17 protein-coding genes are annotated in these 19,166 nt (G+C 66.8%); 9 read left to right on the top strand and 8 right to left on the bottom strand.

What is annotated here, in order from left to right; all coding sequences use genetic code 11:
* Positions 1–2: 2 nt before the first annotated feature.
* Positions 3–3,398, bottom strand: a complete 3,396-nt coding sequence (locus VEA98_RS11380) for a class I SAM-dependent DNA methyltransferase (protein ID WP_324814340.1) — start codon at positions 3,396–3,398, stop codon at positions 3–5.
* Between the two features lie 1,178 nt (positions 3,399–4,576).
* On the opposite strand from VEA98_RS11380, the gene VEA98_RS11375 reads away from it, so the two are divergent.
* Positions 4,577–4,822, top strand: a complete 246-nt coding sequence (locus VEA98_RS11375; protein WP_324814338.1) for a hypothetical protein — start codon at positions 4,577–4,579, stop codon at positions 4,820–4,822.
* A 165-nt stretch (positions 4,823–4,987) separates the two neighbouring features.
* Here VEA98_RS11375 and VEA98_RS11370 read toward each other — a convergent pair whose 3' ends face one another.
* The 3 genes from VEA98_RS11370 to VEA98_RS11360 form a co-directional block, all read right to left on the bottom strand.
* Positions 4,988–5,236: a DUF7662 domain-containing protein gene (locus tag VEA98_RS11370; protein WP_324814336.1), complete on the bottom strand. Its 249-nt coding sequence runs from the start codon at positions 5,234–5,236 to the stop codon at positions 4,988–4,990.
* Between the two features lie 276 nt (positions 5,237–5,512).
* Positions 5,513–6,241, bottom strand: a complete 729-nt coding sequence (locus tag VEA98_RS11365; RefSeq protein ID WP_324814333.1) for a hypothetical protein — start codon at positions 6,239–6,241, stop codon at positions 5,513–5,515.
* Between the two features lie 8 nt (positions 6,242–6,249).
* Positions 6,250–6,669 (bottom strand): hypothetical protein, encoded by a 420-nt coding sequence (locus tag VEA98_RS11360; RefSeq protein ID WP_324814330.1) that lies wholly within the window; start codon positions 6,667–6,669, stop codon positions 6,250–6,252.
* 1,126 nt (positions 6,670–7,795) lie between these two features.
* Between VEA98_RS11360 and VEA98_RS11355 the strand changes: the two genes are divergently transcribed.
* The 5 genes from VEA98_RS11355 to VEA98_RS11335 all read left to right on the top strand — a co-directional run bounded on the left by VEA98_RS11355 (position 7,796) and on the right by VEA98_RS11335 (position 11,602).
* The gene (locus tag VEA98_RS11355) at positions 7,796–9,367 is read left to right on the top strand and encodes a hypothetical protein (RefSeq protein ID WP_324814327.1); all 1,572 of its coding nucleotides are present in this window, start codon (positions 7,796–7,798) and stop codon (positions 9,365–9,367) included.
* A 24-nt stretch (positions 9,368–9,391) separates the two neighbouring features.
* The gene (locus VEA98_RS11350; protein WP_324814325.1) at positions 9,392–9,598 is read left to right on the top strand and encodes a hypothetical protein; all 207 of its coding nucleotides are present in this window, start codon (positions 9,392–9,394) and stop codon (positions 9,596–9,598) included.
* A gap of 212 nt (positions 9,599–9,810) precedes the next feature.
* Positions 9,811–10,782: a hypothetical protein gene (locus VEA98_RS11345; RefSeq protein WP_324814322.1), complete on the top strand. Its 972-nt coding sequence runs from the start codon at positions 9,811–9,813 to the stop codon at positions 10,780–10,782.
* Positions 10,783–10,799: 17 nt separating this feature from the next.
* Entirely contained in the window at positions 10,800–11,372 is a 573-nt protein-coding gene (locus tag VEA98_RS11340; protein ID WP_324814320.1) for a fasciclin domain-containing protein, read from the top strand.
* A gap of 80 nt (positions 11,373–11,452) precedes the next feature.
* Positions 11,453–11,602 (top strand): hypothetical protein, encoded by a 150-nt coding sequence (locus VEA98_RS11335; RefSeq protein ID WP_324814317.1) that lies wholly within the window; start codon positions 11,453–11,455, stop codon positions 11,600–11,602.
* Here VEA98_RS11335 and VEA98_RS11330 read toward each other — a convergent pair.
* The 3 genes from VEA98_RS11330 to tpiA form a co-directional block, all read right to left on the bottom strand.
* Complete coding sequence (locus VEA98_RS11330; protein WP_324814315.1) at positions 11,599–13,251, bottom strand: CTP synthase; 1,653 nt, start codon at positions 13,249–13,251, stop codon at positions 11,599–11,601. The genes VEA98_RS11335 and VEA98_RS11330 overlap by 4 nt on opposite strands.
* A gap of 88 nt (positions 13,252–13,339) precedes the next feature.
* A complete protein-coding gene (secG, locus tag VEA98_RS11325) occupies positions 13,340–13,762 on the bottom strand; it encodes a preprotein translocase subunit SecG (RefSeq protein ID WP_324814313.1) in 423 nt (140 codons plus the stop codon).
* A gap of 219 nt (positions 13,763–13,981) precedes the next feature.
* On the bottom strand, positions 13,982–14,734 hold the full coding sequence (gene tpiA / locus VEA98_RS11320) for a triose-phosphate isomerase (protein ID WP_324814310.1): 753 nt from the start codon (positions 14,732–14,734) through the stop codon (positions 13,982–13,984).
* A 141-nt stretch (positions 14,735–14,875) separates the two neighbouring features.
* On the opposite strand from tpiA, the gene VEA98_RS11315 reads away from it, so the two are divergent.
* On the top strand, positions 14,876–16,789 hold the full coding sequence (locus VEA98_RS11315; protein WP_324814307.1) for a peptidylprolyl isomerase: 1,914 nt from the start codon (positions 14,876–14,878) through the stop codon (positions 16,787–16,789).
* The gene (gene trpE, locus VEA98_RS11310; RefSeq protein WP_324814304.1) at positions 16,786–18,300 is read left to right on the top strand and encodes an anthranilate synthase component I; all 1,515 of its coding nucleotides are present in this window, start codon (positions 16,786–16,788) and stop codon (positions 18,298–18,300) included. Before VEA98_RS11315 ends, trpE begins: the two co-directional genes overlap by 4 nt.
* Here the strand turns inward: trpE and VEA98_RS11305 are convergent.
* Positions 18,276–18,470: a hypothetical protein gene (locus VEA98_RS11305; protein ID WP_324814301.1), complete on the bottom strand. Its 195-nt coding sequence runs from the start codon at positions 18,468–18,470 to the stop codon at positions 18,276–18,278. The two genes, trpE and VEA98_RS11305, sit on opposite strands and share 25 nt — an antisense overlap.
* A 104-nt stretch (positions 18,471–18,574) precedes the next feature.
* Here VEA98_RS11305 and VEA98_RS11300 point away from each other — a divergent pair, with 104 nt between their 5' ends.
* Complete coding sequence (locus VEA98_RS11300; protein WP_324814298.1) at positions 18,575–19,165, top strand: aminodeoxychorismate/anthranilate synthase component II; 591 nt, start codon at positions 18,575–18,577, stop codon at positions 19,163–19,165.
* Position 19,166: the final 1 nt, after the last annotated feature.

Below are 19,166 nucleotides of genomic sequence, written 5' to 3'. Positions count from 1 at the left end.
AATCAGGCCGCCCGCCGCGCCGCCGCGAAGGCTCCGTCCGGCAAGGCGGTGATCTCGGCGTAGCGGACGAGGGTGTTGAGCGCCTGCACGACGCGTTGCTCGATCTTCTTGCCGCCGCCCTTGAAGGCGCGCGAGACGGCGGCGGCGTCCATCGGACGGCCGGAGGCCTGCAGCAGGGCGCGGATGGCCATGACCTGTTCTCCCTTGTCCTTGGGGAAGGCCGGCAGGCCCTTGTCAATGTCAACGACGGTCGCGCCGAGGTCGAGCTCGCCGCTCTTCGGCGCGGCGGCGCCCTTGGCGAAGCGGGGGATCTGGTAGTCGGGACGCAGCCAGCGGACGTGGCCGGCGGCCTCTTCCTTCGCCCGTTCGGCGTTGAGGGCGACGAGGCGTTCCAGAATCTGCTCGTCGGTCAGGTCGTGGGGCCAGCCGTAGGCGTCGGCGGTCGCCCCGTCGATCTGGTCGTGCAGGTCCTTGAGGATCAGCACCCGGCCACGCGCCTTCACATCGGCCTCGGCCTCGGTGAGGGCGGTCCCGGCGCGGACCTTCTCCAGCACATTGTAGAGGCCGGTCAGGGTTAGGTCCGGATGCTCGGCCTGCACTGTCTTGCGGGTGGCGTCGAGCTCCTCGCCGAGGGCACGGAGGGTGGCGCGGATGGCGGCTTCGTCGGGGTCGGGGAAGGGGAAGGGGTCGAAGGTTCGGCCTTTGTTATACCGAGGGCGATCCTCAAGTGTGCCTCCTGCACGCAGTGCCCAAACACCATGGATGCCCGAGGAGAGGGATGCCAAGTCGAAGGCATCCGAGCTCGCGATTGCTACGATTTCATGGTTCGGGAGAACATCACCATCGATGAACTGGAAGATGCGGTGCTTGGAGGTCCGAGTCGTCGCGATATAGCGGGGCAGCGTTTCGAGGGCAGGCCGGAAGGTCCGCCGAGGCTCACCAAAAATCCACCATCGTTCCCTGAAAGCGTCTCGTCTGTTCGCTTCGCGCTCGGGCTTAACCGTTTCGAGAATGACCTGATACGCTGCCGGAAATGACTGTCGAGCCTCGCTTTCCGACAGGCCAAAAAAGTCAATCACGAAGCCATCGACGTTGTGTTTGGTGAGTTCGCTGCCACCGATATGGCGGCGAATGACCCGCGCCGATTTTCCAACGAACCCATCCCTCTCTTCGAGATAGGTCGCTGTGGCTCGGTCAAGTACGAAGCCCTGCCCGGCCAACATCATTCCATTGCATGACATCCCCTCGTTGGCGGTAAGTGACACGGCGGTTGTGGCGTCAACTCCCACGGTCAGGTCGGAGTTGATCTTGCCTAAGTGGGCCTCAAACTCGATGGCCGGCTCGTCGGTGTCCAACCCACGTTCAGATTTTACATTGAGCAGAAGCCCTTCCTTCTGCCCCGCCTCCGCTACCGTCATGGCAATCCGTACGGCCGCGCTATCGCGGGCAGCACGCGTCCAAGGATGATCGGGGATAGCGAAGATGAGCGAAATCGATGCCTTCTTGCCATTCAGGTGCCGTTCCAGGACCCGCCGTTGAAGGACTTGGCTGATCGAGTTCGTCGTGACCAAGCCGAAGCGTCTCAGGGACGTCTTCTTCCGATCCAACAATTCCGCCGCCCTATCCCACCAGTAGAGAACGAAATCGGCCGCTTCATTCACGTGGGGTTGAGCAGCAAACAGGGCCTCTACATAGGCATGGCCCAACGGACCTCGTTTCGCAGCGCCCTTGCCAAGGAACGGCGGGTTCCCCACGATGAACTCCGCCTCCGGCCATTCGGGCCTCCGCGCGTTCGGGAACACCTGCACCGCCACCCCCTCCCGCATCTCGAACTGCAGCTCCGGATAGCCGTCCCAGGTCAGGACCGCGTCCTTCTGCTGGATGTTGCCGAAGGCCTTGAGGATGGGCTCGGCCGGGTGTTCGGAGCGGTTGCGGTAGTGCTGCTGCAGATAGCCGATCCACAGCACCAGTTCGGCGATGGCGGCGGCGCGGACGTTCAGCTCGATGCCGAGGAACTGGTGCGGGTCGACTTCCTCCAGACCGATGGTCTCGGTCTCTCCGAGCTCGGCCAGGGCCTCCAGCACTTCGCCCTCCAGCCGTTTCATTAGCTCCAGCGAGACATAGAGGAAGTTGCCGGTGCCGCAGGCGGGGTCGAGCACGCGGGTCGTGCACAGGGCGTGATGGAAGGCGCGCACGGCGGCGACCGCCTCCTTGAGGTCGCCGCGCTCCTTCGCATCGCCGGCCTTGAGCTGGGCCGCGTTCCAGTCGGCACGCAGCGGCTCCATCACCGTCACCTCGACCAGCCGCGCGACATAGGATCGGGGCGTATAGTGGGCGCCCAACTGGCGGCGCTCCTTCGGGTCCAGCGCCTGTTCGACCAGGGTGCCAAAGATGGCCGGTTCGACATAGCGCCAGTCGTGGCGCGAGGCGGCCAGCAGTTCGCCGATCTCCTCCTTCGTCATCGGGAAGGCCCGGGCGTCGTGGAACAGGCCGCCGTTGAAATAGCGCAGGTAGGTCTTGAAGCCGGAGAAGAAGCGGTTCTCGTAGAGCGGCTCGTCCATCCGTTTCCACAGGTCGCGGAGCAGGGGGGCGAAGCTGTCGGGGCCGTCGAGGCACTCTTCCAGCAGGGCCGTAAACTGGCCGCGCGGCAGCAGGTCGGCGTCCTCGGCGAACATGGTGAAGATGCAGCGCATCAGGAAATGCGCCACCTCTTCCGGCGGGTGGTTGCGCTCCAGCCGGCGTGAGACGGCGGCGAGGCGTTCGGCGATCTGGCGGGTGACGCGGGCGGCGTGGCGCGACGGGTCGAGGGATTGCGGGTCGGTCCAGATGGCCTTCAGGCGTCCGACGATCTCGGGGCGGCGCAGGTCCTCCAGCCGGATGCGGAAGCCCTTGCGGTCGGGGAAATGGCCGTAGGCCCGGCCCGAGCCGGAGAAGTCGGCATAGACCTCGAATACATAGCCGACGTCGCAGACGAGGATGAAGGGCGGGGCCGGGTGGTCGGCAGGGAGGCGGAAGGCGTAGTCCTCGGCCTGTTTGCGGGCGTTGCGCATCAGCACGTCCCAGCGGCCCTGGCTTGCGGCGGTCGAGGCCGTCTCATCGGCCTTGAACAGGGTCGGCTGGTCGTCGCGTTGGTGAGCGCGGGACTGTTTGGCCTCGAGGATGAAGCAGCCGCGTTTGTAGAGGTCGATGCGCAGGGTCGAGGGCGTAGGACCCTCGGAGTCGCGCCGCTTCACGCCGCGCTCGAAGACATAGTCGTTTTCGGCGGTCTCGTGGCTGGCCGGGTCTGGGCGCGGAAGGTCCAGCGCCTCGCACAGCTCCGACAGGAACATCTGATAGTTGGCCCGCTCGGCGCCGCCGCGGGCCTCGCTCCAGCGAGTGATGAAGGTGTCGATATCCAAGCGCGGCTCCCCTGCCCCTTCATGAGCCAGAAAGGCCTTAGAGAGCAAACGAGAAGACCGATCTCGCCACATGCGGGCGACACGCGCGTACTATCGATACGACGCTCAGTGCGATTTTCCGGATGTACACCCAGGCGACCCGCCGCTTGGACACCAAGCCGGAAAACTTGTCAGCCGGTCTCGACGCCTAGTTTCTCTAGGTACGATCGAAGAGCGGTCCGGACGTCTGCCTCCTGCGCTAGAGCGCAGGCAACTTCGTATCCGGTCCGCACGCCGGCTGGGTTGGCATTGTCCAATGCGTCGGTCCCAAGCAGAGGTGCAAAATCCCTCGTAAGGTCCAGCTTCTTGTGGCGCCACGGAATCGACGGGCCTAGGCGAACCGCGGGCGGTGTTTGACCAAACAGGCTCATGTCGACGTAGCAGTTCGCTCCCGGCAAACCTCCATCGCTCCCCGAGTCCTCAGCGAGGTAAGCAGCCGTGAAGGCGAAGTTTGCTTGCAACTGCGGGACCACATCGAAGTGCGCAGCCCCGCCGGGCGGACGCCCCTTCATCCTGAACCCGGCAGCGACCACCATCCTCGCCCCGGCCTGGTCATTGGTACGCTCAGCGTTGACCCTCTCGAATAGCCGCAACGCGTTTCGCAAGAACGGCAGCGTTCGATCATTGCTGAGGTAATTTAGGTCCCGATACCCGACCGCACCGTCGTTGATGACAAGCGTTGGAAACCGTGAGCTGCTGTGCTCAGCGACAATGCGATGGAAGCGACGGAGGCGACCGATTGCCGATTTCGCCTCGGGATGGGTCGGACTAAACCGGGCTCGGGATATCATTTCTCCGTAGCCCAGGAGATCGATCCAGCACGCAACCGAAGTGTGAAATGGAGGACTTGGAGATCGCCCTCCTGCCGTCTGCGCGACCATTGCCGTCCCTTCCCAAGTCCGCGAACGGATAAGACATCTGTAAACCTTGCGGTCCACTCAGTGAATTCTTCCAGATATCCACCCAGAGCTCAAAACGCTTAGAGGTTGGCCTGGGACCGATCATGGGCAGAGAGTGGGTCGCCTTGATCCAACCCGCCTCATCCACCGAAGAAGCCTTAGCTGCTTCAGTCTTGAGTGAGCCCTATAGATGGATGCGTGCGTAGCGCTGACGCCCGCGCGCGTGTGCGGAGCTTGAGGATGGACGAAATCGACCAAGATCTCGATCTGGAGATCAGCGAAATCTACGAATGGCTGTGCGTTGAGGCCCTCCCGGATCAACGGCCGCGGCTGAACCAGGTGTTCACCCTCTCCAACGATCTGCCGGGCGATGCGCTGGAATTGATGGCGCAACGCGACTGGCTGCGTCCACAAGGGGATGGTCGAGCCATGCTGACCGCAAAAGGCCTCGCGGAGTTGAAGCGACGGGGCTTCGCACCCCTGTGATTTACGCCACTGCCGGTTCTGCAGTCTCGCAGCGAAAGCGGATCAGTGGCCCCGCCGATGGCGGCCACGCCAGCAGCTCAGTGTGATTTCCCTATTGTACCCTGAAGCGCGGTTCGGGTGGGGTTGGCTTCGACCCGCCCTCGGTAACGAGGCGGCCGCGCGCTCTCAGCCAAGCCTCTTGAACCGAACCCGGTCCTTGCCAACCATCAGGAATGCATCGAACCCAGCCTCTCTCCAAGCCTCGCGTTGGACTGGTGAAAGCGCCGGGTCGACGACATTGGCCCACCACTGCGGTCGCGCCGCGCTGTTGGGAAGCAGGGCTCCGAGTCGCCGCTCAATCTCAGCGAAGCTGAGCTCGAACTCGTCGCCCCGTTGGCGTTTGAGATACTCTCGCAGCGGATCGTATTTTCCCATGGGTGCACAGAGGCCTGAACCCGGTCTGCATGCAAGCGCTCGGAAGGCGGACAGCGCCTGATCGAGGGTTGGCCGATCGCGATTCTTACCCCGCGCCGACGTCGCTCAGTGCGATTTTCCGAATGTGCACCCAGACGCAAGATTGCCCAGTGAGGTCTTCTGATCGTACCCCGCACAGACGCCGAACGGCTCAGCATCTTCTCCCGAGCCCTCCCCGCTTCGGGAGTGCGGACGCTCGACCGTGACACGAGGAGTCGGCGTCGTGTTCGGTGTTGTCTATCTGCCGAAGGTGCCCAGAGCATGAAGATATCCGCCCATCTTGGATGTCGCATCTCGTAGGCGGTTCAGGTCCAGCTCGTCCTGCACGTTGATGTCCTGCGCCCGTGCAAACCGCTGGCTGGGGTCGCTCAAGCGAGCGGTTGTAAGTATCCAGAACTGTTGGGACGGACGTAGCGTCTGCGAAAACTCGCGATGGAAGCCCGCACTCCCCCCGAGCGCCATCCACCGGATACTCCAAGCTGGTATGAAATCTACAATGACCCCGAAGAAGGCGCGCACGACGTTTTTGTCGAGGTCAGACCCTGCCTTCAACTCTTTCAGTTCGACGCCCAGGACGGGTGGCCCCCTTAGGATGCGCCGGGCGGATTCTCGCGCATCTCTGGCATCGTCGGCCCACACCGCGCTCACATCGACCTCATGGTCTTCACCACTGGAGCCTGTGAACTCCAAGCTGTTGTGGAGCTCAAACTCGGAGCCAGAGATCGTCACCGCAAAGTAGCTTGGCGCGGGACTGGCAGCTCGTGGGTCAGACAGATGCCCGGGGCCCCCGCGCAAAATGAAGCGGCCTCGCAGTCGGCGCCCGCGGTGGTCCCGCGCCACAACGGTGTTAAAGCCATTCTCACACGCCAGCGCGACGTGGAACAGCACTGCACCTTCTAACGCCTTGCCGCTTCCGGTTTTCAAGTCCGGCGCAATCACGGCCAAGGCATTGGCAGCTTCGGTCAACGCCCCAATCACAGCTGGCGCCCCTCTCGACGAAATATGGCCTGCTCCGCTTCATCTAACTCTTGGGCAAGTACAGCCAAAAAGCGGTCCAGCCGCTTTAACCGCTCACGATCGGTGAGAGACACCAAACGCGGCGCATCGCCGACGTTTTCATCGGCGAGCACAAGGACATTCGGCTTAAGGCCGACCCGACGTGCCAACTCTGGTAGCTCCTGAGTGGCCTCCATTTCTCGCTTCAGCGGGAACAGAAGGCTCTCGCGCAATGCTCGAACCTGAATTCTGCCGGCCTCTAATCGCTCTGATGGGCCTTCTGGGTTTGTCTCACTCAACTCTTCGATCGCGATACGCGCCTGCACGGCCACTGCTGTGAGCGAGCTTTCACTTAGGGCGTTGAGGACCCTTCGCACTTCTTCATCGGGGATGGCCATCCGAGTCTCATTTCCCTTGGTTTGGGGGCGCAAACGTCACCGCAATCGGGCATCGCGTGCGCTTTTCCGATTTCGCTCAGTGCGAAATCCCCCATCTGCACTAAGAGCTCTCGAACCTCTTCAGAGATCGCCACGCGACGCGCCTAGTTGGTAATGAACCTACCCTGCCCGCGCTGTACGCACACCGCGAGCGGCCCATCTGAACCAGTCGGAGCGCGGCTCATGCCGTACCCGCTAATCACGGATCCCCCTTGGGACCCGGGCATCACCTCCGCAGATCCGTAGAGCTGTCCAGATGTGTTCCGAAGCCGATACCCCTCACCATACGGTTGCAGGCTGAGCCCGTACATTCCGCCGAATCCGAGATTGTCCTGAATGCAGTCTCGCATCTGATCGACGCTCCAATCTGAAGCGACGCTCCATTTCGCACCCTGCTCTCGCAACTCTCCTGGGGTCGCGCAGCCAAGCAGGCTTAGGCTAAGCACAATGATCGAAACCGAACGCACGTGGGCCTCTCCAGGCAGCTCATGGAAGCTGGTTTGATAGCGGAAGGCGAACGCGAGGCGCCAGGCCGAAGCGGTCAGTGCGATTGTCTAGATGTACACTGAAGCCCGGGTTGGCGGCGATCAGAGGTGAGCGCGGCCGAAGAATCGGATACCCCGCGGCCCCGGTTTCCGTCGCCTCCCCTGCTCAGATGACCATACGTCCCGAGCGGTCGCTCGCCGACCGCATGACAAGCTACTGCCGGTCCAAGTTCGCGACCTCTCTCAACGACCAACAGCGGACTGATTTCGAGAGGTTCTTGCTTCGCCTCGTCGACCAAGGAGCGCACGCTCCGGCTCGCGGGAAAGGCATCGACTGGAAGGCTGTAGCGGCCGAGGCAAATCTGCCGCTCGAAACCGTCCGAACGCTCTCGCCGCAGATCAGACCTGCGTTCGACGCCATCGCGCGGTCATTCCCCTTCGGACGCCCCCTCAAACCCTCTGCGGCTTCAAAGTCTCGGAAGCGGGTGTCGGGACCACCACGGGCGGCCGCAGGTTCTCGAGGGAGGTCTGCTTCTCGGAGGGGACGACGCCCCACCCCCGTCATCGAGTTTCCTGACCCCGCTGTCAGTGAATGGACGGACGTGCCCGAGTTCGCTTCGGCGCTCACGCTGCATATGGCGCGGCACGGCGATACGGCCTGGGCGCTGCATCGAGCGATCCTGCGTCCGGGAGAGATCTTCGATCACAAGACGATCAAGAGCTGGATGAACGGCGCCCGCGAGCCTCGCACCGCTGAAAGCCGTGAAATGCTGCAGCGGATCGAGCATCGCTACTGCCTCCCATCGGGGTATTTCGCGGAGAAGCTTGGCCACAGAAGTCGCGCGACTGCAGGCGCGCCGCTTCCCGACGTCACCCGAAGCGAGCAGCGCCGGCTGGCCTGGCATCTGCCCCATGATTTTCGGCGCCGTCCCGCGGCCGAGCAGGCCGAAATCCTGGACTGGGTTCAGAACGTCATCGTGTCGGGGAACACGGAGTATCGCCGCTATCAAGCCGCGGCTTCCCGACAGCGGTTCGCCCTGCGATTCCCCCCTCATATGCATGGCCAGAGCGGAAAGGCTCTGCGAAGAAGCGTGCTCGATGCTCCTCCTAGATTGGTCCGGGAGATGGGTGCGCTTCTGGAGTTCAAGACCGCGCCGCTCACGGCGCTTGGCTATCAACGCAGTGGCGTCTGGGGGCCGGAGACGGCTTCGCAGAAGGTTGAACACCTGTCCTTGCTGTTCGGCGCACTGGCTGCCCCCCCGGATGGCGAAGTGCGGGGTCTCGGCGTTCCACGGTCCGATCTTTCCCTCGGCTTGCTAGTCTTCCCCGCCGTCTGGGATTGGTATCTGAGGTGGCGCTACAAGCGGCGAGGCTTCTACACCGCGTGGGAGTTGGACATGCTGATGGTCGCCATGTCGCTTGTGCGCAAAGATTCCGGCTGGCTCCGCCAGACGCCGGCTGTGGTCGATGGGTTAGTGGAAATCCCCAACCTCGTCAGTCGAGACGATATCAAGAACGCGCGGAACGACTGGGCCGGGGCGTGTGAACGGATGTTCGAATACGCTCGCGCGACGAGCCGGGAGATCAAGAAGATCGCCAGGGTACATCGGGATCCGTTCGAACCCATACTCCCGGTGCTCGAGGCGGAAAGCCCGCTCCGTGAGTACCGGAGGATCACGGAGGAGGTCCTGCGGCTGATGCCAGATGAACGGCACTACCCCAAGGCCGCGGCCGAAGCCGTGCGCAGCTTTCTCATGATCCGTTTTGGCCTGCACCTGGGCGTCAGGCAGAAGAACCTGCGCCAGCTGCTCCTGTGCCCTCGCGGGTCCATCCCCCGGTCGGAGCGTGCGCTGATCGATCTAAAGCGAGGCGAGCTCCGTTGGAACTCCAAGGAGGGCGGCTGGGAGGTCTACATCCCGGCCGTCGCCTTTAAGAATGCGGATTCGTCCTTCTTTGCCGGGAAGCCGTTTCGGTTGATCCTGCCTGACCTCGGAGACCTCTACCGGTACCTGGATGCCTACGTGGAGCGACATCGTGGGCGGCTGCTGAACGGTGCGCCAGACCCGGGAACTCTCTTCGTGAAAAGCGCGTCCTCTCGGACCCGCGACCCCGCCTACGACCAGACCACGTTCTACGAGGCTTGGCGGCTCATCATTCAGCGATATGGCGTCTAGAATCCCTACACCGGGCGCGGCGCCGTGGAGGGCCTCCTTCCGCATGGCCCGCATAACGTCCGCGATGTACTGGCCACGCACGTTCTGAAGATGACCGGTTCATATCAGCAGGCCAGCTACGCCATTCAGGACACCCCTGAAATGGTCGCCAAACATTACGGTCGCTTCCTGCCTGAGGATAAGGCGGCCATGGCCGCTCAGATCTTGAACCAGGTGTGGTCGGCCGCTTAGGCGTCAAACTTGGTTAGTCAGGAAGCGAAATACGCTAGCGATTTCAACGATCAGTTCAGGGTACTTGGTCGACTTAAGCTGCTGATGTTTCAGCCATAATGCTGTTCCACCCTGTCCGCCATCCCGGCGCCCCTGCGGATCCCCGCTCCCGACGCGGGCCGGAACGGTGTCGGACACCGGACGTTTCAGGAACCGCTCGACGAGAGGTTCCCATGAACAAATTCATCCCCACAGCGGCCGCGCTGGCCCTGGCCCTCACTGTCCCCGGGGCGGCGCTGGCGCAGAACCACGGCAACGGCCACGGTCAGGGCGGGGGCCACGGCGCCCAGGACAAGGGCGGTGGCGGTCATCGCGGCGGAGAGGCCCGGGCGAAGGGCCATGGCGGAGGTCAGGATCGCGGGGAGTCCCGCGGACGAGGTCAGGACCGCAGCGGCGCGCCCGCCGCGCGGGCGATGGCGCGCGGGCCAGAGTCTGGCGGACGCGGACACGGCCGGGATCGGGATCGTGCGGAGGTTCGGGTCGAACGGCGCCTCGGCCCGGTGGAGCGGCGGACGGAGCGCAGGGTGCGCACCACGGCGGCGGGACCGATGACGGTCTTCCGGGTCGAGCCGGACCGGGGCCTGGTCGCCGGCTGCCCTCCGGGCCTGGCCAAGCGCAACAACGGCTGCCTGCCGCCGGGTCAGGCGCGCCAGATGGCGGCGCGGGCCCGCTACGACTACCTCTGGAACATCCGCCGCGACGACGGCCTGTACCGCTATGACGACGGTTACCTGTACCGGATCGACCGGAGCGGCTCGGTGCTGGGCTGGCTGCCGGTGCTGGGCGGTGCGCTGGCCCCCGGCGCGGTCTGGCCGCAGCAGTACACCTACCAGCCCGTCCCGACCTATTACTCCGACTATTTCCGGCTGAGCGATCCGTATGACTACCGCTACGCCAACGGCGCGCTCTACGGCGTCGATCCGCGGACGCAGGCGATCACCCAGGTGGCGGCGCTGTTGACCGGTCAGCCGATCACCGTCGGCCAGCCGATGCCGGCGGGCTACGACGTCTACAACGTGCCCTATCCGTACCGGAACCGGTACGCGGACACGCCGGACGGCCTGTATCGCTACAGCGACGGCTACATCTACCGGGTCGACCCGACCACCCAGCTGGTCCAGGCGGCCATCCAGCTGCTCACCTGAGCCGCGCGGCAGGAGACATGGATATGCGGATCATCATGCGCCGGGCGCTGACGCCCCTCGCCGTCCTCATGCTCGCGGCCTGCGGCGGCGGGGACGACAAGGCGGGGACGGGCGGCTCGGAACAGGCCCAGCCCTCAAGCCGGACCCTCGCGGAGACCCTGAAGGGCGCGGACGGCTATGGTTCGCTCGGACGGGCCGTGACCAATGCGGGGCTGACCGGCGTGCTGGAAGGCGTCGGCCCCTATACCGTGTTCGCGCCGGCCGACTCGGCGTTCAGCTCGGCCGGGACCGGCGACTTCGCCGACGAGAGCCTGCGGGCCCAGAGCGCGGCCCTGCTGCGCGCCCATATCGTCCCGGGGGCCCTGACGCGGAGCGACATCGCGGCGGCGATCCAGCGCGACGCGGACGGCAAGGTGCAGATGCGGACCATGGCCGGGACGCTGCTGACCTTCTCCAGGGAGGGCCAGACGGTGACCGTCAGCTCGGACAGCGGCGCGAGCGGCCGGCTGACGGGCGAGGAAGCCTTGGCGAGCAACGGCGTGCTGCAGCCGGTGGACGCCCTGCTGGTCACGCCGCAGGTCGCGTCCTAGGTGGGCCGGCCCGGTCGCGGAACGGCGATCTTGCACCGCACCACGGACAGGATCATGGTCGCGGAGTTGGAGATCGAGACATGCTAGAGTCTCTCCGTTGCGCGATGAAAGGCCACATGTTCGTCGACAGCCGCAGCCAGCCGGGCACCCAGGTGTGCGTGCGCTGCCGCCAGCGGCGGCCGTTCGAACGCCTCGCCCCCCGCCCGCCCCTGGATGAACCGGGTCTCTAGACCAGCCGGCTCTGCACCACGGCGGCCTCGATGAAGCCAGCGAACAGGGGGTGCGGCGCGAAGGGGCGGCTCTTCAGCTCGGGGTGATACTGCACGCCGATGAACCACGGATGGTCCTCGCGCTCGACGGTCTCGGGCAGGACGCCGTCGGGGGACAGGCCCGCGAAGGTCAGACCGGCCTTCTGCTCGATGACCTCGCGGTAGTTGATGTTGACCTCGTAGCGGTGGCGGTGCCGTTCGCTGATGGTCGACGAGCCGTACATCTGAGCGATTTTCGAGCCCGGCTTCAGCGTCGAGTCATAGGCCCCGAGGCGCATGGTGCCGCCCAGGTCTCCGCCGTGTTCGCGCTTCACCCGCTCATTGCCCTGGATCCATTCGGTCATCAGGCCGACGACCGGCTCCGACGTCGGACCGAACTCGGTGGACGAGGCCTCGGGGAAGCCGGCCAGGTTCCGGGCCGCCTCGATGACCGCCATCTGCATGCCGAAACAGATGCCGAAATAGGGGATGTTGCGGGTGCGGGCGAAGCGGGCCGCCTCGATCTTGCCTTCGGAGCCGCGCTCGCCGAAGCCGCCCGGCACCAGCACGGCGTGGGCGCCCTGCAGGCGGGCCTCGCAGGCCTCGCGGTCGCCCTCGAAGGTCTCGGCCTCGACCCAATCGATGTTGACCTTGACGTTGTTGGCGACGCCGCCGTGGTGCAGCGCCTCGATCAGGGATTTGTAGGCGTCCTTGAGCACCGTGTATTTGCCGACCACGGCGACGGTGACCTCGCCGTCCGGGTGCAGGCGGCGGCGGGCGATCTCCTGCCAGCGCGACAGGTCGGGGGCCGGGGCGTCGGTGATGCCGAAATGGGCCAGCACCTCGGCGTCGAGGCCCTCGCGGTGATAGTCCAGCGGCACGGCGTAGATGTCGGACGAGTCCATGGCCTGGATGACGCCGCTTTCGCGCACGTTGCAGAACAGGCCGATCTTGCGCTTCTCCTCGGGCGGGATCGGGTATTCGCAGCGGCACAGCAGGATGTCGGGCTGGATGCCGATCGAGCGCAGCTCCTTGACCGAGTGCTGGGTCGGCTTGGTCTTCATCTCGCCGGCGGTCTTGATGAAGGGCAGCAGGGTCAGGTGGACGAAGCAGGACTGGCCGCGCGGCAGGTCCTGGCCCAGTTGCCGGATGGCCTCGAAGAACGGCAGACCCTCGATGTCGCCGACGGTGCCGCCGATCTCGACGAGGACGAAGTCGACCTCCTCGCCGTCGTCGGTCAGGGCGGGGGTCAGGCAGAACTGCTTGATCTGGTCGGTGACGTGCGGAATGACCTGGACGGTCGCGCCCAGATAGTCGCCGCGCCGCTCCTTCTCGAGGATCGTCGAATAGATGCGGCCGGTGGTGATGTTGTCGGACTTGGCCGCTGAAACGCCGGTGAAACGCTCGTAGTGGCCGAGGTCGAGGTCGGTCTCGGCCCCGTCGTCGGTGACGAAGACCTCGCCGTGCTGATACGGGCTCATCGTGCCTGGATCGACGTTCAGATAGGGGTCGAGCTTACGAAGGCGAACCTTGTAGCCGCGCGCTTGCAGGAGCGCGCCGAGAGCGGCGGAGGCGAGGCCTTTTCCCAATGAGGAAACCACGCCGCCGGTGATGAACACGTAACGGGCCATGGGAGATCACTCTACCGCCGATTCGGGCGGCGTAATGCGGAGACTATGAGGGCGGGAGAGGAAGGCGGGGATAAGGGCCCCGCCCACCTTACTGCGCCGGCGCGGGCTGGGCCGGAGCCGGCTGGGCCGCGGGCGCCGAGCTGAGGAAGTCGTCGAGCGACGGGCCGGCCGGCTGGGCCGGAGCCGGGGCCGTGGCCGGATCGGCGGCCGGGGCCGCGCCCTCCGCGCCGGTCGGTGCGGCCAGGGCGCCGATGGCGTCGCGGTCGACGATCGACTGGCTCGAGCGGTCGATGTTGCCGATGATGGTCAGGCCGATGGCGCAGAGGAAGAAGGCCACGGCCAGCCACCAGGTCGTGACGGTCAGCAGGTTGCCGGCGCCGCGCGCGGTCATGAAGCCCGACGGCCCGCCGCCCATGCCCAGCGCGCCGCCCTCGGAGCGCTGAAGCAGGATCACGCCGGCGAGCGCGACCGAGATGAGGATCATGGCGACGAGGAGAATGGTCTGGAGCATGGCAGCCGATATGTGTGGCGCGAGGCCGCGCCGATCAAGCGGCGGCGTCTATCATCGTTGGGAGGCGGGAGCAAACAGGGGTTGAGGCAGCAGGCAGCAGGCAGCAGGCAGCAGGCAGCAGGCAGCAGGCAGCAGGCAGCAGGGTCCGTGGGCGCGAAGCCGCAGTCAACCGGGAGGAGCCGAAACCTCGCTCTTCTTCTGCTGCCTGCTGACTGCTGCCTAGACGGCGCGGATGATGCCGAGGAAGTCGGAGGCCTTCAGGGAGGCGCCGCCGACCAGGGCCCCGCCGACCTCGGGGACGGCGAGGATGTCGCGGGCGTTGTCCGGCTTGACCGAGCCGCCGTACAGAATCGGCGCGGCGGCGCTGGCCAGGCCCAGCCGCTCGAGCATGGCGGCGCGGACGGCGCGATGGACCTCCTCGATCTGCTCCAGCGTGGGTGTCAGCCCCGTGCCGATGGCCCAGACGGGCTCATAGGCGACGGCGAAGTCGCGGCCGGCGACGGCCAGGGGCAGGGAGTTCATGACCTGGCCGCGGACGACCTCAACCGCCCTGCCCGCCTGGCGCTGCTCGAGCGTTTCGCCGACGCAGACGATGGGCGCCAGTCCGGCCTGGACGGCGGCCTCGGCCTTGGCGGAGACGAGCCGGTCGGTCTCGCCGAATTCCTGGCGGCGCTCGGAATGCCCCACGATGACAAGGGTCGCGCCGGCGTCCTTGAGCATTGCCGCGGACACGCCGCCGGTGAAGGCGCCGTGGGTCTCGGCCCGGCAGTCCTGGCCTCCGACCTCGACGGCCTGGCCGCTGACCGCGTCCGCGAGCCGGCTGAGCAGGGTCGCCGGCGGGCAAATGGCGACGCGGCAGGAGGCCGGCTCCGCCTGGAGTTCGCGTTTGAGGTCCTGGACGACACCCTCGAGATCGGCGCCCAGGCCGTTCATCTTCCAGTTGCCGGCGATCAGCTTCTCGGATTGTTTCATGACGCCTCTCTAGGCGGAGGTTTTCGCCAAGCCAAGCCGTCCGGGCGCTCCATGCGTCGCCATTGTCTTGCCGTGCCGCCCCGTCACACCCTATAGGCCAAGCGACCATCATCGCCGCCCCTCGGCCAGGACCGCCCGCCCATGATCTCCATCTTCCGCAATTTCGCGAAGTCCAAGTTCGCGATGGGCCTGCTGATCCTGACCGCGCTGGGCCTGCTGGTCACCGGCGGCGCCCAGACGGACATCCTCGGCAGCCTGCAGGCGCCCAAGGTGGTCTCGGCGGGCGATCGCAGCATGAGCCCTCAGGAATTCCGCGCGGCGATGGATCGCCAGCTGGACCAGCTTCAGCAGCAGCAGGGCCGATCGATCACCTATGAGGAGCTTCTCGCCCAGGCGGACCTGAACGCCATCCTGATGGGACGGGCCCAGGAGCTGGGCTTCTTCGCCTGGGCCTGGAAGACGGGCATCCGGCCGGGGAACGAGCTGATCCTGCGCCAGATCCGCGCCATCCCGGCCTTCTTCGATCCGGTCACCAACCAATTTTCCGAAACCCTGTACGAGTCCAAGCTCGCCGAGGTGAAGATGACGCCGGAGCTCCTGGAACAGGAAGCCCGGGACCAGTACACCCGCGCCCACTACGGCTCGGCGCTGATGGCCGGCATGCAGCTGCCGCGCATCTACGGCGCGGTGTACGCCAACCTGAACCAGCAGTCCCGCGACGGGCGCTGGTTCGTCCTGACCCAGCAGATGGCCGGGACGGCCCCGCGGCCGTCCGACGCCCAGCTGGCCGCCTTCATGAACCAGAACGCCGCGCGGCTGCGCGTTCCCGAACTGCGTTCCGGCTCGCTGGTCATCTTCAGCAACCCGGCCGACCAGAACATCGCCATCAGCGAGGAGAAGATCCAGGCCCGGTTCGAATTCCGCAAGAACGCCCTGTCGGCGCCCGAGCGCCGCACCTTCACGACCCTGACCGCTCCGACCCGGGCCGCGGCGGACCGCATCGCCAACGCGCTGCGCGCCGGCCAGACCCCCGCCGCCGTCGGCCAGGCCAACAACCTGCAACCTGCCGACTTCGTCGACACGCCGCGCAGCGCGATCAGTGATCCGGCGGTGGCCGGGGCGGTGTTCGGCCTGAACGTCAACGAGGTGTCCGCTCCGGTTCAGGCCCGCATCGGCTTCGTCGTCGCCAAGGTGACCGCCGTCGCGCCGGGTCAGGATGTGACCCTCGCCGACGTCCGCGACCAGATCGTCGATGAACTGCGGGGCCAGGAGGCGCGCGGCGCGATCGCCCGCAGGGTCGAGGCCTATGATGCGGCGCGCCGCGACGGCAAGAGCGTCGACGAGGCGGTCCGCCTGGTCGGCGCCCGGATGGTGCCCATTCCCGCCGTGACCCGCGAAGGCCGCAACCGCGACGGTCAGCAGCTCAACGTCCCCGCCCCCGTGCTGGAGGGCATGTGGAAGCTGTCCAAGGGGCGCGCCAGCGAACCCACCGGCCTCGGCGAGGGCGAGTATTTTGTGGTCCGCGTCGACGACGTCGTTCCGGCCGCCCTGCCGGCCCTGAACGCCGTGCGCGAGCGGGTGACCGCCGAATGGATCGCCCGCGAGAACGTCCGCCTGCTGTCGAGCAAGTCGGACGCGCTGACGGCTCGGCTGCGCGCCGGCGAGGACATCGCCGCCGTCGCGGCCTCGGTCGGGGCGACGGTCACCAGCCGCGCCGGCCTGAAGCAGGACGAGGAAACGCTCGCCCAGGTCGGCGAAGCCGTGATCTCGGGCCTGTTCAACACCGCCCGGGGGCAGCCCTTCGACCAGCCCACCGAGAACGGCATCGTCATTGGCCGCGTCGACCGCATCATCGCGCCCACGCCGGCCGTGATCGCCGACGAGGCCCAGCAATGGCGCGCCCGGCTGGGACCGGCGACCGGCGATCCGCTGTTCGCCGCCGCCGTGGCCGCCGCCGCGGAGCGCATGAAGGCGACCCACGACGAGGCCCTGGCCCGTCAGGCCCTCGGCGTCGAGGCGACGCCCGCGGCGCCGGCGCGACCCGCGGGGCGATGACCGCAGACGACGGCTCCAACCGGGCCGGCTTCGCCGCAGGCTGGTCCGCGGGCCGGCCGCAGGTCGTCGTGCGGCGGCTGGTCGATGACCTGGAGACCCCGGTCTCGGCCTATCTGAAGGTCGGGCACGGGCGCAGCCACGCCTTCCTGCTGGAGTCGGTCGAGGGCGGGGCGGTCAACGGCCGCTATTCGATCATCACCCGCGAACCGGACCTGGTCTGGCGCTGCCGCGACGGCCGCGCCGAGCTGGCGCGGGGTTCCGGCGTGGCGGGGGGCGCCTTCGAGCCGGAGCCCGGCGACCCGCTGGCCTCGCTGCGCCGGCTCATGGCCGCCTCGCGGCTCGAGCTGCCGGGCGATCTTCCGCCAATGGCGGCGGGCCTGTTCGGGGTGTTCGGCTACGACATGGTGCGGCTGCTGGAGCCGCTGGGCGCGCCGAACCCGGATCCGCTGGACCTGCCCGACGCGGTGCTGACCCGTCCGGCCCTGGTGGCGATCTTCGATTCGGTGAAGCACGAGATCGTGCTGGTCTCGGCCGCCTTCCCGGACAGCGGACTGGCGGCGGACGCGGCCTTCGACGCCGCTGTGGCCCGGCTGGACGCCTTCGAGGCGGAGCTGCGCGCGCCCCTGCCCGCCATCCCCGCGCCGGTGCAGGCCCCCGCCCCGCCGTTCCGGTCGCCGGTCGACGAGGCGGCCTTCGGCGTCATGGTGGCGCGGGCCAAGGACTACATCGCCGCCGGCGACATCTTCCAGGTGGTGCTGAGCCACCGTTTCGCTGCGCCATGGGCCGGCGATCCGTTCGCCTTCTACCGCTCGCTGCGGCGGCGCAATCCGTCGCCCTATCTGTTCTTCCTCGACTTCGGAGACTTCCAGCTGGCCGGGTCGAGCCCGGAAATCCTGGTGCGGCTGAAGGACGGGCGGGTGACCATCCGGCCGCTGGCGGGCACCCGGCCGCGCGGCGAGACGCCCGAGCAGGACCGGGCCCTGGAGGCGGAACTGCTGGCCGACCCCAAGGAGCGGGCCGAGCATCTGATGCTGCTCGATCTGGGCCGCAACGACGTGGGGCGCGTCGCTGCGCCGGGCACGGTCGAGGTCACGGAAAGCTTCAAGGTCGAGCGCTACAGCTCTGTGATGCATATCGTTTCCGACGTGCAGGGCCAGGCCAATCCGAAGCTGGACGCCGTGGATACGCTGCTGGCCGCCCTGCCCGCCGGCACCCTGTCGGGCGCCCCCAAGGTGCGGGCGATGGAGATCATAGACGAACTGGAGAGCGAGAAGCGCGGCGTCGGCTACGGCGGCGGCGTCGGCTACATCTCGGCCGGCGGCGAGGCGGACGTCTGCATCGTGCTGCGGACCGCCCTGTTCGCCGACGGCAAGGTCCATGTGCAGGCCGGCGCGGGCGTGGTCGCCGACAGCGATCCGGCCGCCGAGTACGCCGAAACGAAAGCCAAGGCCCGGGCGCCGATGGGCGCGGCCGAGGACGCCTGGCGTTATCCGTTCGGGAACCAGGGCTGAACCGAGACCGTCTCGTCAAAGCGGACGCCCGGCCCCAGCACCATGATCCCCGCCATCATCACCGCCGCCGTCGCGGCCAGCGCCGCCGCCGCGAGCGCGGCCCAGGGGCTGGCGTGTCGGACCGGCGGGGTGAGCAGGATGCGCGCCTTGTCGATGCTGGTGTCGGCCATGCGAGCCCCTCCGCTGGAGGCTCCAGTTCGCCTGATCGTGGTTAACGAAGACTTACCTCAACGGTCGCTTGGCGCGGCGGCCCTCGCCCCCTAGAAGCCAAGGCATGATCCTCGTCGTCGACAACTACGACAGCTTCACCTGGAACCTGGTCCACTACCTTGCGGAACTGGGGGCGGAGACGCGCGTGGTGCGCAACGACGACCTGACCGCGGCCGAGGCGCTGGCGCTGAAACCCGAGGCGCTGCTGCTGTCGCCGGGGCCGTGCACGCCGAACGAGGCGGGCATCTGCCTGCCTTTGCTGGACAGCGCGCCGCTGGACATGCCGATCTTCGGCGTCTGCCTCGGGCATCAGGCCATGGGTCAGGCGTTCGGCGGCGACGTCGTCCGCGCCAAGAGCCTGATGCACGGCAAGACCTCGCCGATCGAGCATGCGGGAAGCAGCGTCTTCGCCGGCCTGCCCTCCCCGTTCACGGCGACGCGGTATCACTCGCTGGCGGTGAAGCGCGAGACGCTGCCGGACGTGCTGGAGGTCACCGCATGGACCGCCGACGGCGAGATCATGGGGCTGGCGCACCGGACCCGGCCGATCCACGGCGTGCAGTTCCACCCGGAATCGATCGCCACCGAGCACGGCCACGACCTGCTGGCCAACTTCCTCGACATCGCCAACGTCAAGCGCACGGCGATGGTCTGAC

The sequence above is a fragment of the Brevundimonas sp. genome, assembly GCF_035627055.1.
Taxonomy (GTDB): Bacteria; Pseudomonadota; Alphaproteobacteria; order Caulobacterales; family Caulobacteraceae; genus Brevundimonas.
Note: the sequence above shows the minus strand (reverse complement) of the source record. Positions and strands in the feature narration are given on the sequence as shown.

Bases quoted from the DNA above. Each gene is read 5' to 3' on its own strand.
- VEA98_RS11340 (WP_324814320.1), top strand. From the start codon at position 10,800: ATGGATATGCGGATCATCATGCGCCGGGCGCTGACGCCCCTCGCCGTC.
- tpiA (WP_324814310.1), bottom strand. From the start codon at position 14,734: ATGAAACAATCCGAGAAGCTGATCGCCGGCAACTGGAAGATGAACGGC.
- VEA98_RS11330 (WP_324814315.1), bottom strand. From the start codon at position 13,251: ATGGCCCGTTACGTGTTCATCACCGGCGGCGTGGTTTCCTCATTGGGA.
- secG (WP_324814313.1), bottom strand. From the start codon at position 13,762: ATGCTCCAGACCATTCTCCTCGTCGCCATGATCCTCATCTCGGTCGCG.
- VEA98_RS11315 (WP_324814307.1), top strand. From the start codon at position 14,876: ATGATCTCCATCTTCCGCAATTTCGCGAAGTCCAAGTTCGCGATGGGC.
- VEA98_RS11345 (WP_324814322.1), top strand. From the start codon at position 9,811: ATGAACAAATTCATCCCCACAGCGGCCGCGCTGGCCCTGGCCCTCACT.
- VEA98_RS11300 (WP_324814298.1), top strand. From the start codon at position 18,575: ATGATCCTCGTCGTCGACAACTACGACAGCTTCACCTGGAACCTGGTC.
- VEA98_RS11335 (WP_324814317.1), top strand. From the start codon at position 11,453: ATGCTAGAGTCTCTCCGTTGCGCGATGAAAGGCCACATGTTCGTCGAC.
- VEA98_RS11370 (WP_324814336.1), bottom strand. From the start codon at position 5,236: ATGGGAAAATACGATCCGCTGCGAGAGTATCTCAAACGCCAACGGGGC.
- VEA98_RS11305 (WP_324814301.1), bottom strand. From the start codon at position 18,470: ATGGCCGACACCAGCATCGACAAGGCGCGCATCCTGCTCACCCCGCCG.
- VEA98_RS11360 (WP_324814330.1), bottom strand. From the start codon at position 6,669: ATGGCCATCCCCGATGAAGAAGTGCGAAGGGTCCTCAACGCCCTAAGT.
- trpE (WP_324814304.1), top strand. From the start codon at position 16,786: ATGACCGCAGACGACGGCTCCAACCGGGCCGGCTTCGCCGCAGGCTGG.
- VEA98_RS11375 (WP_324814338.1), top strand. From the start codon at position 4,577: ATGGACGAAATCGACCAAGATCTCGATCTGGAGATCAGCGAAATCTAC.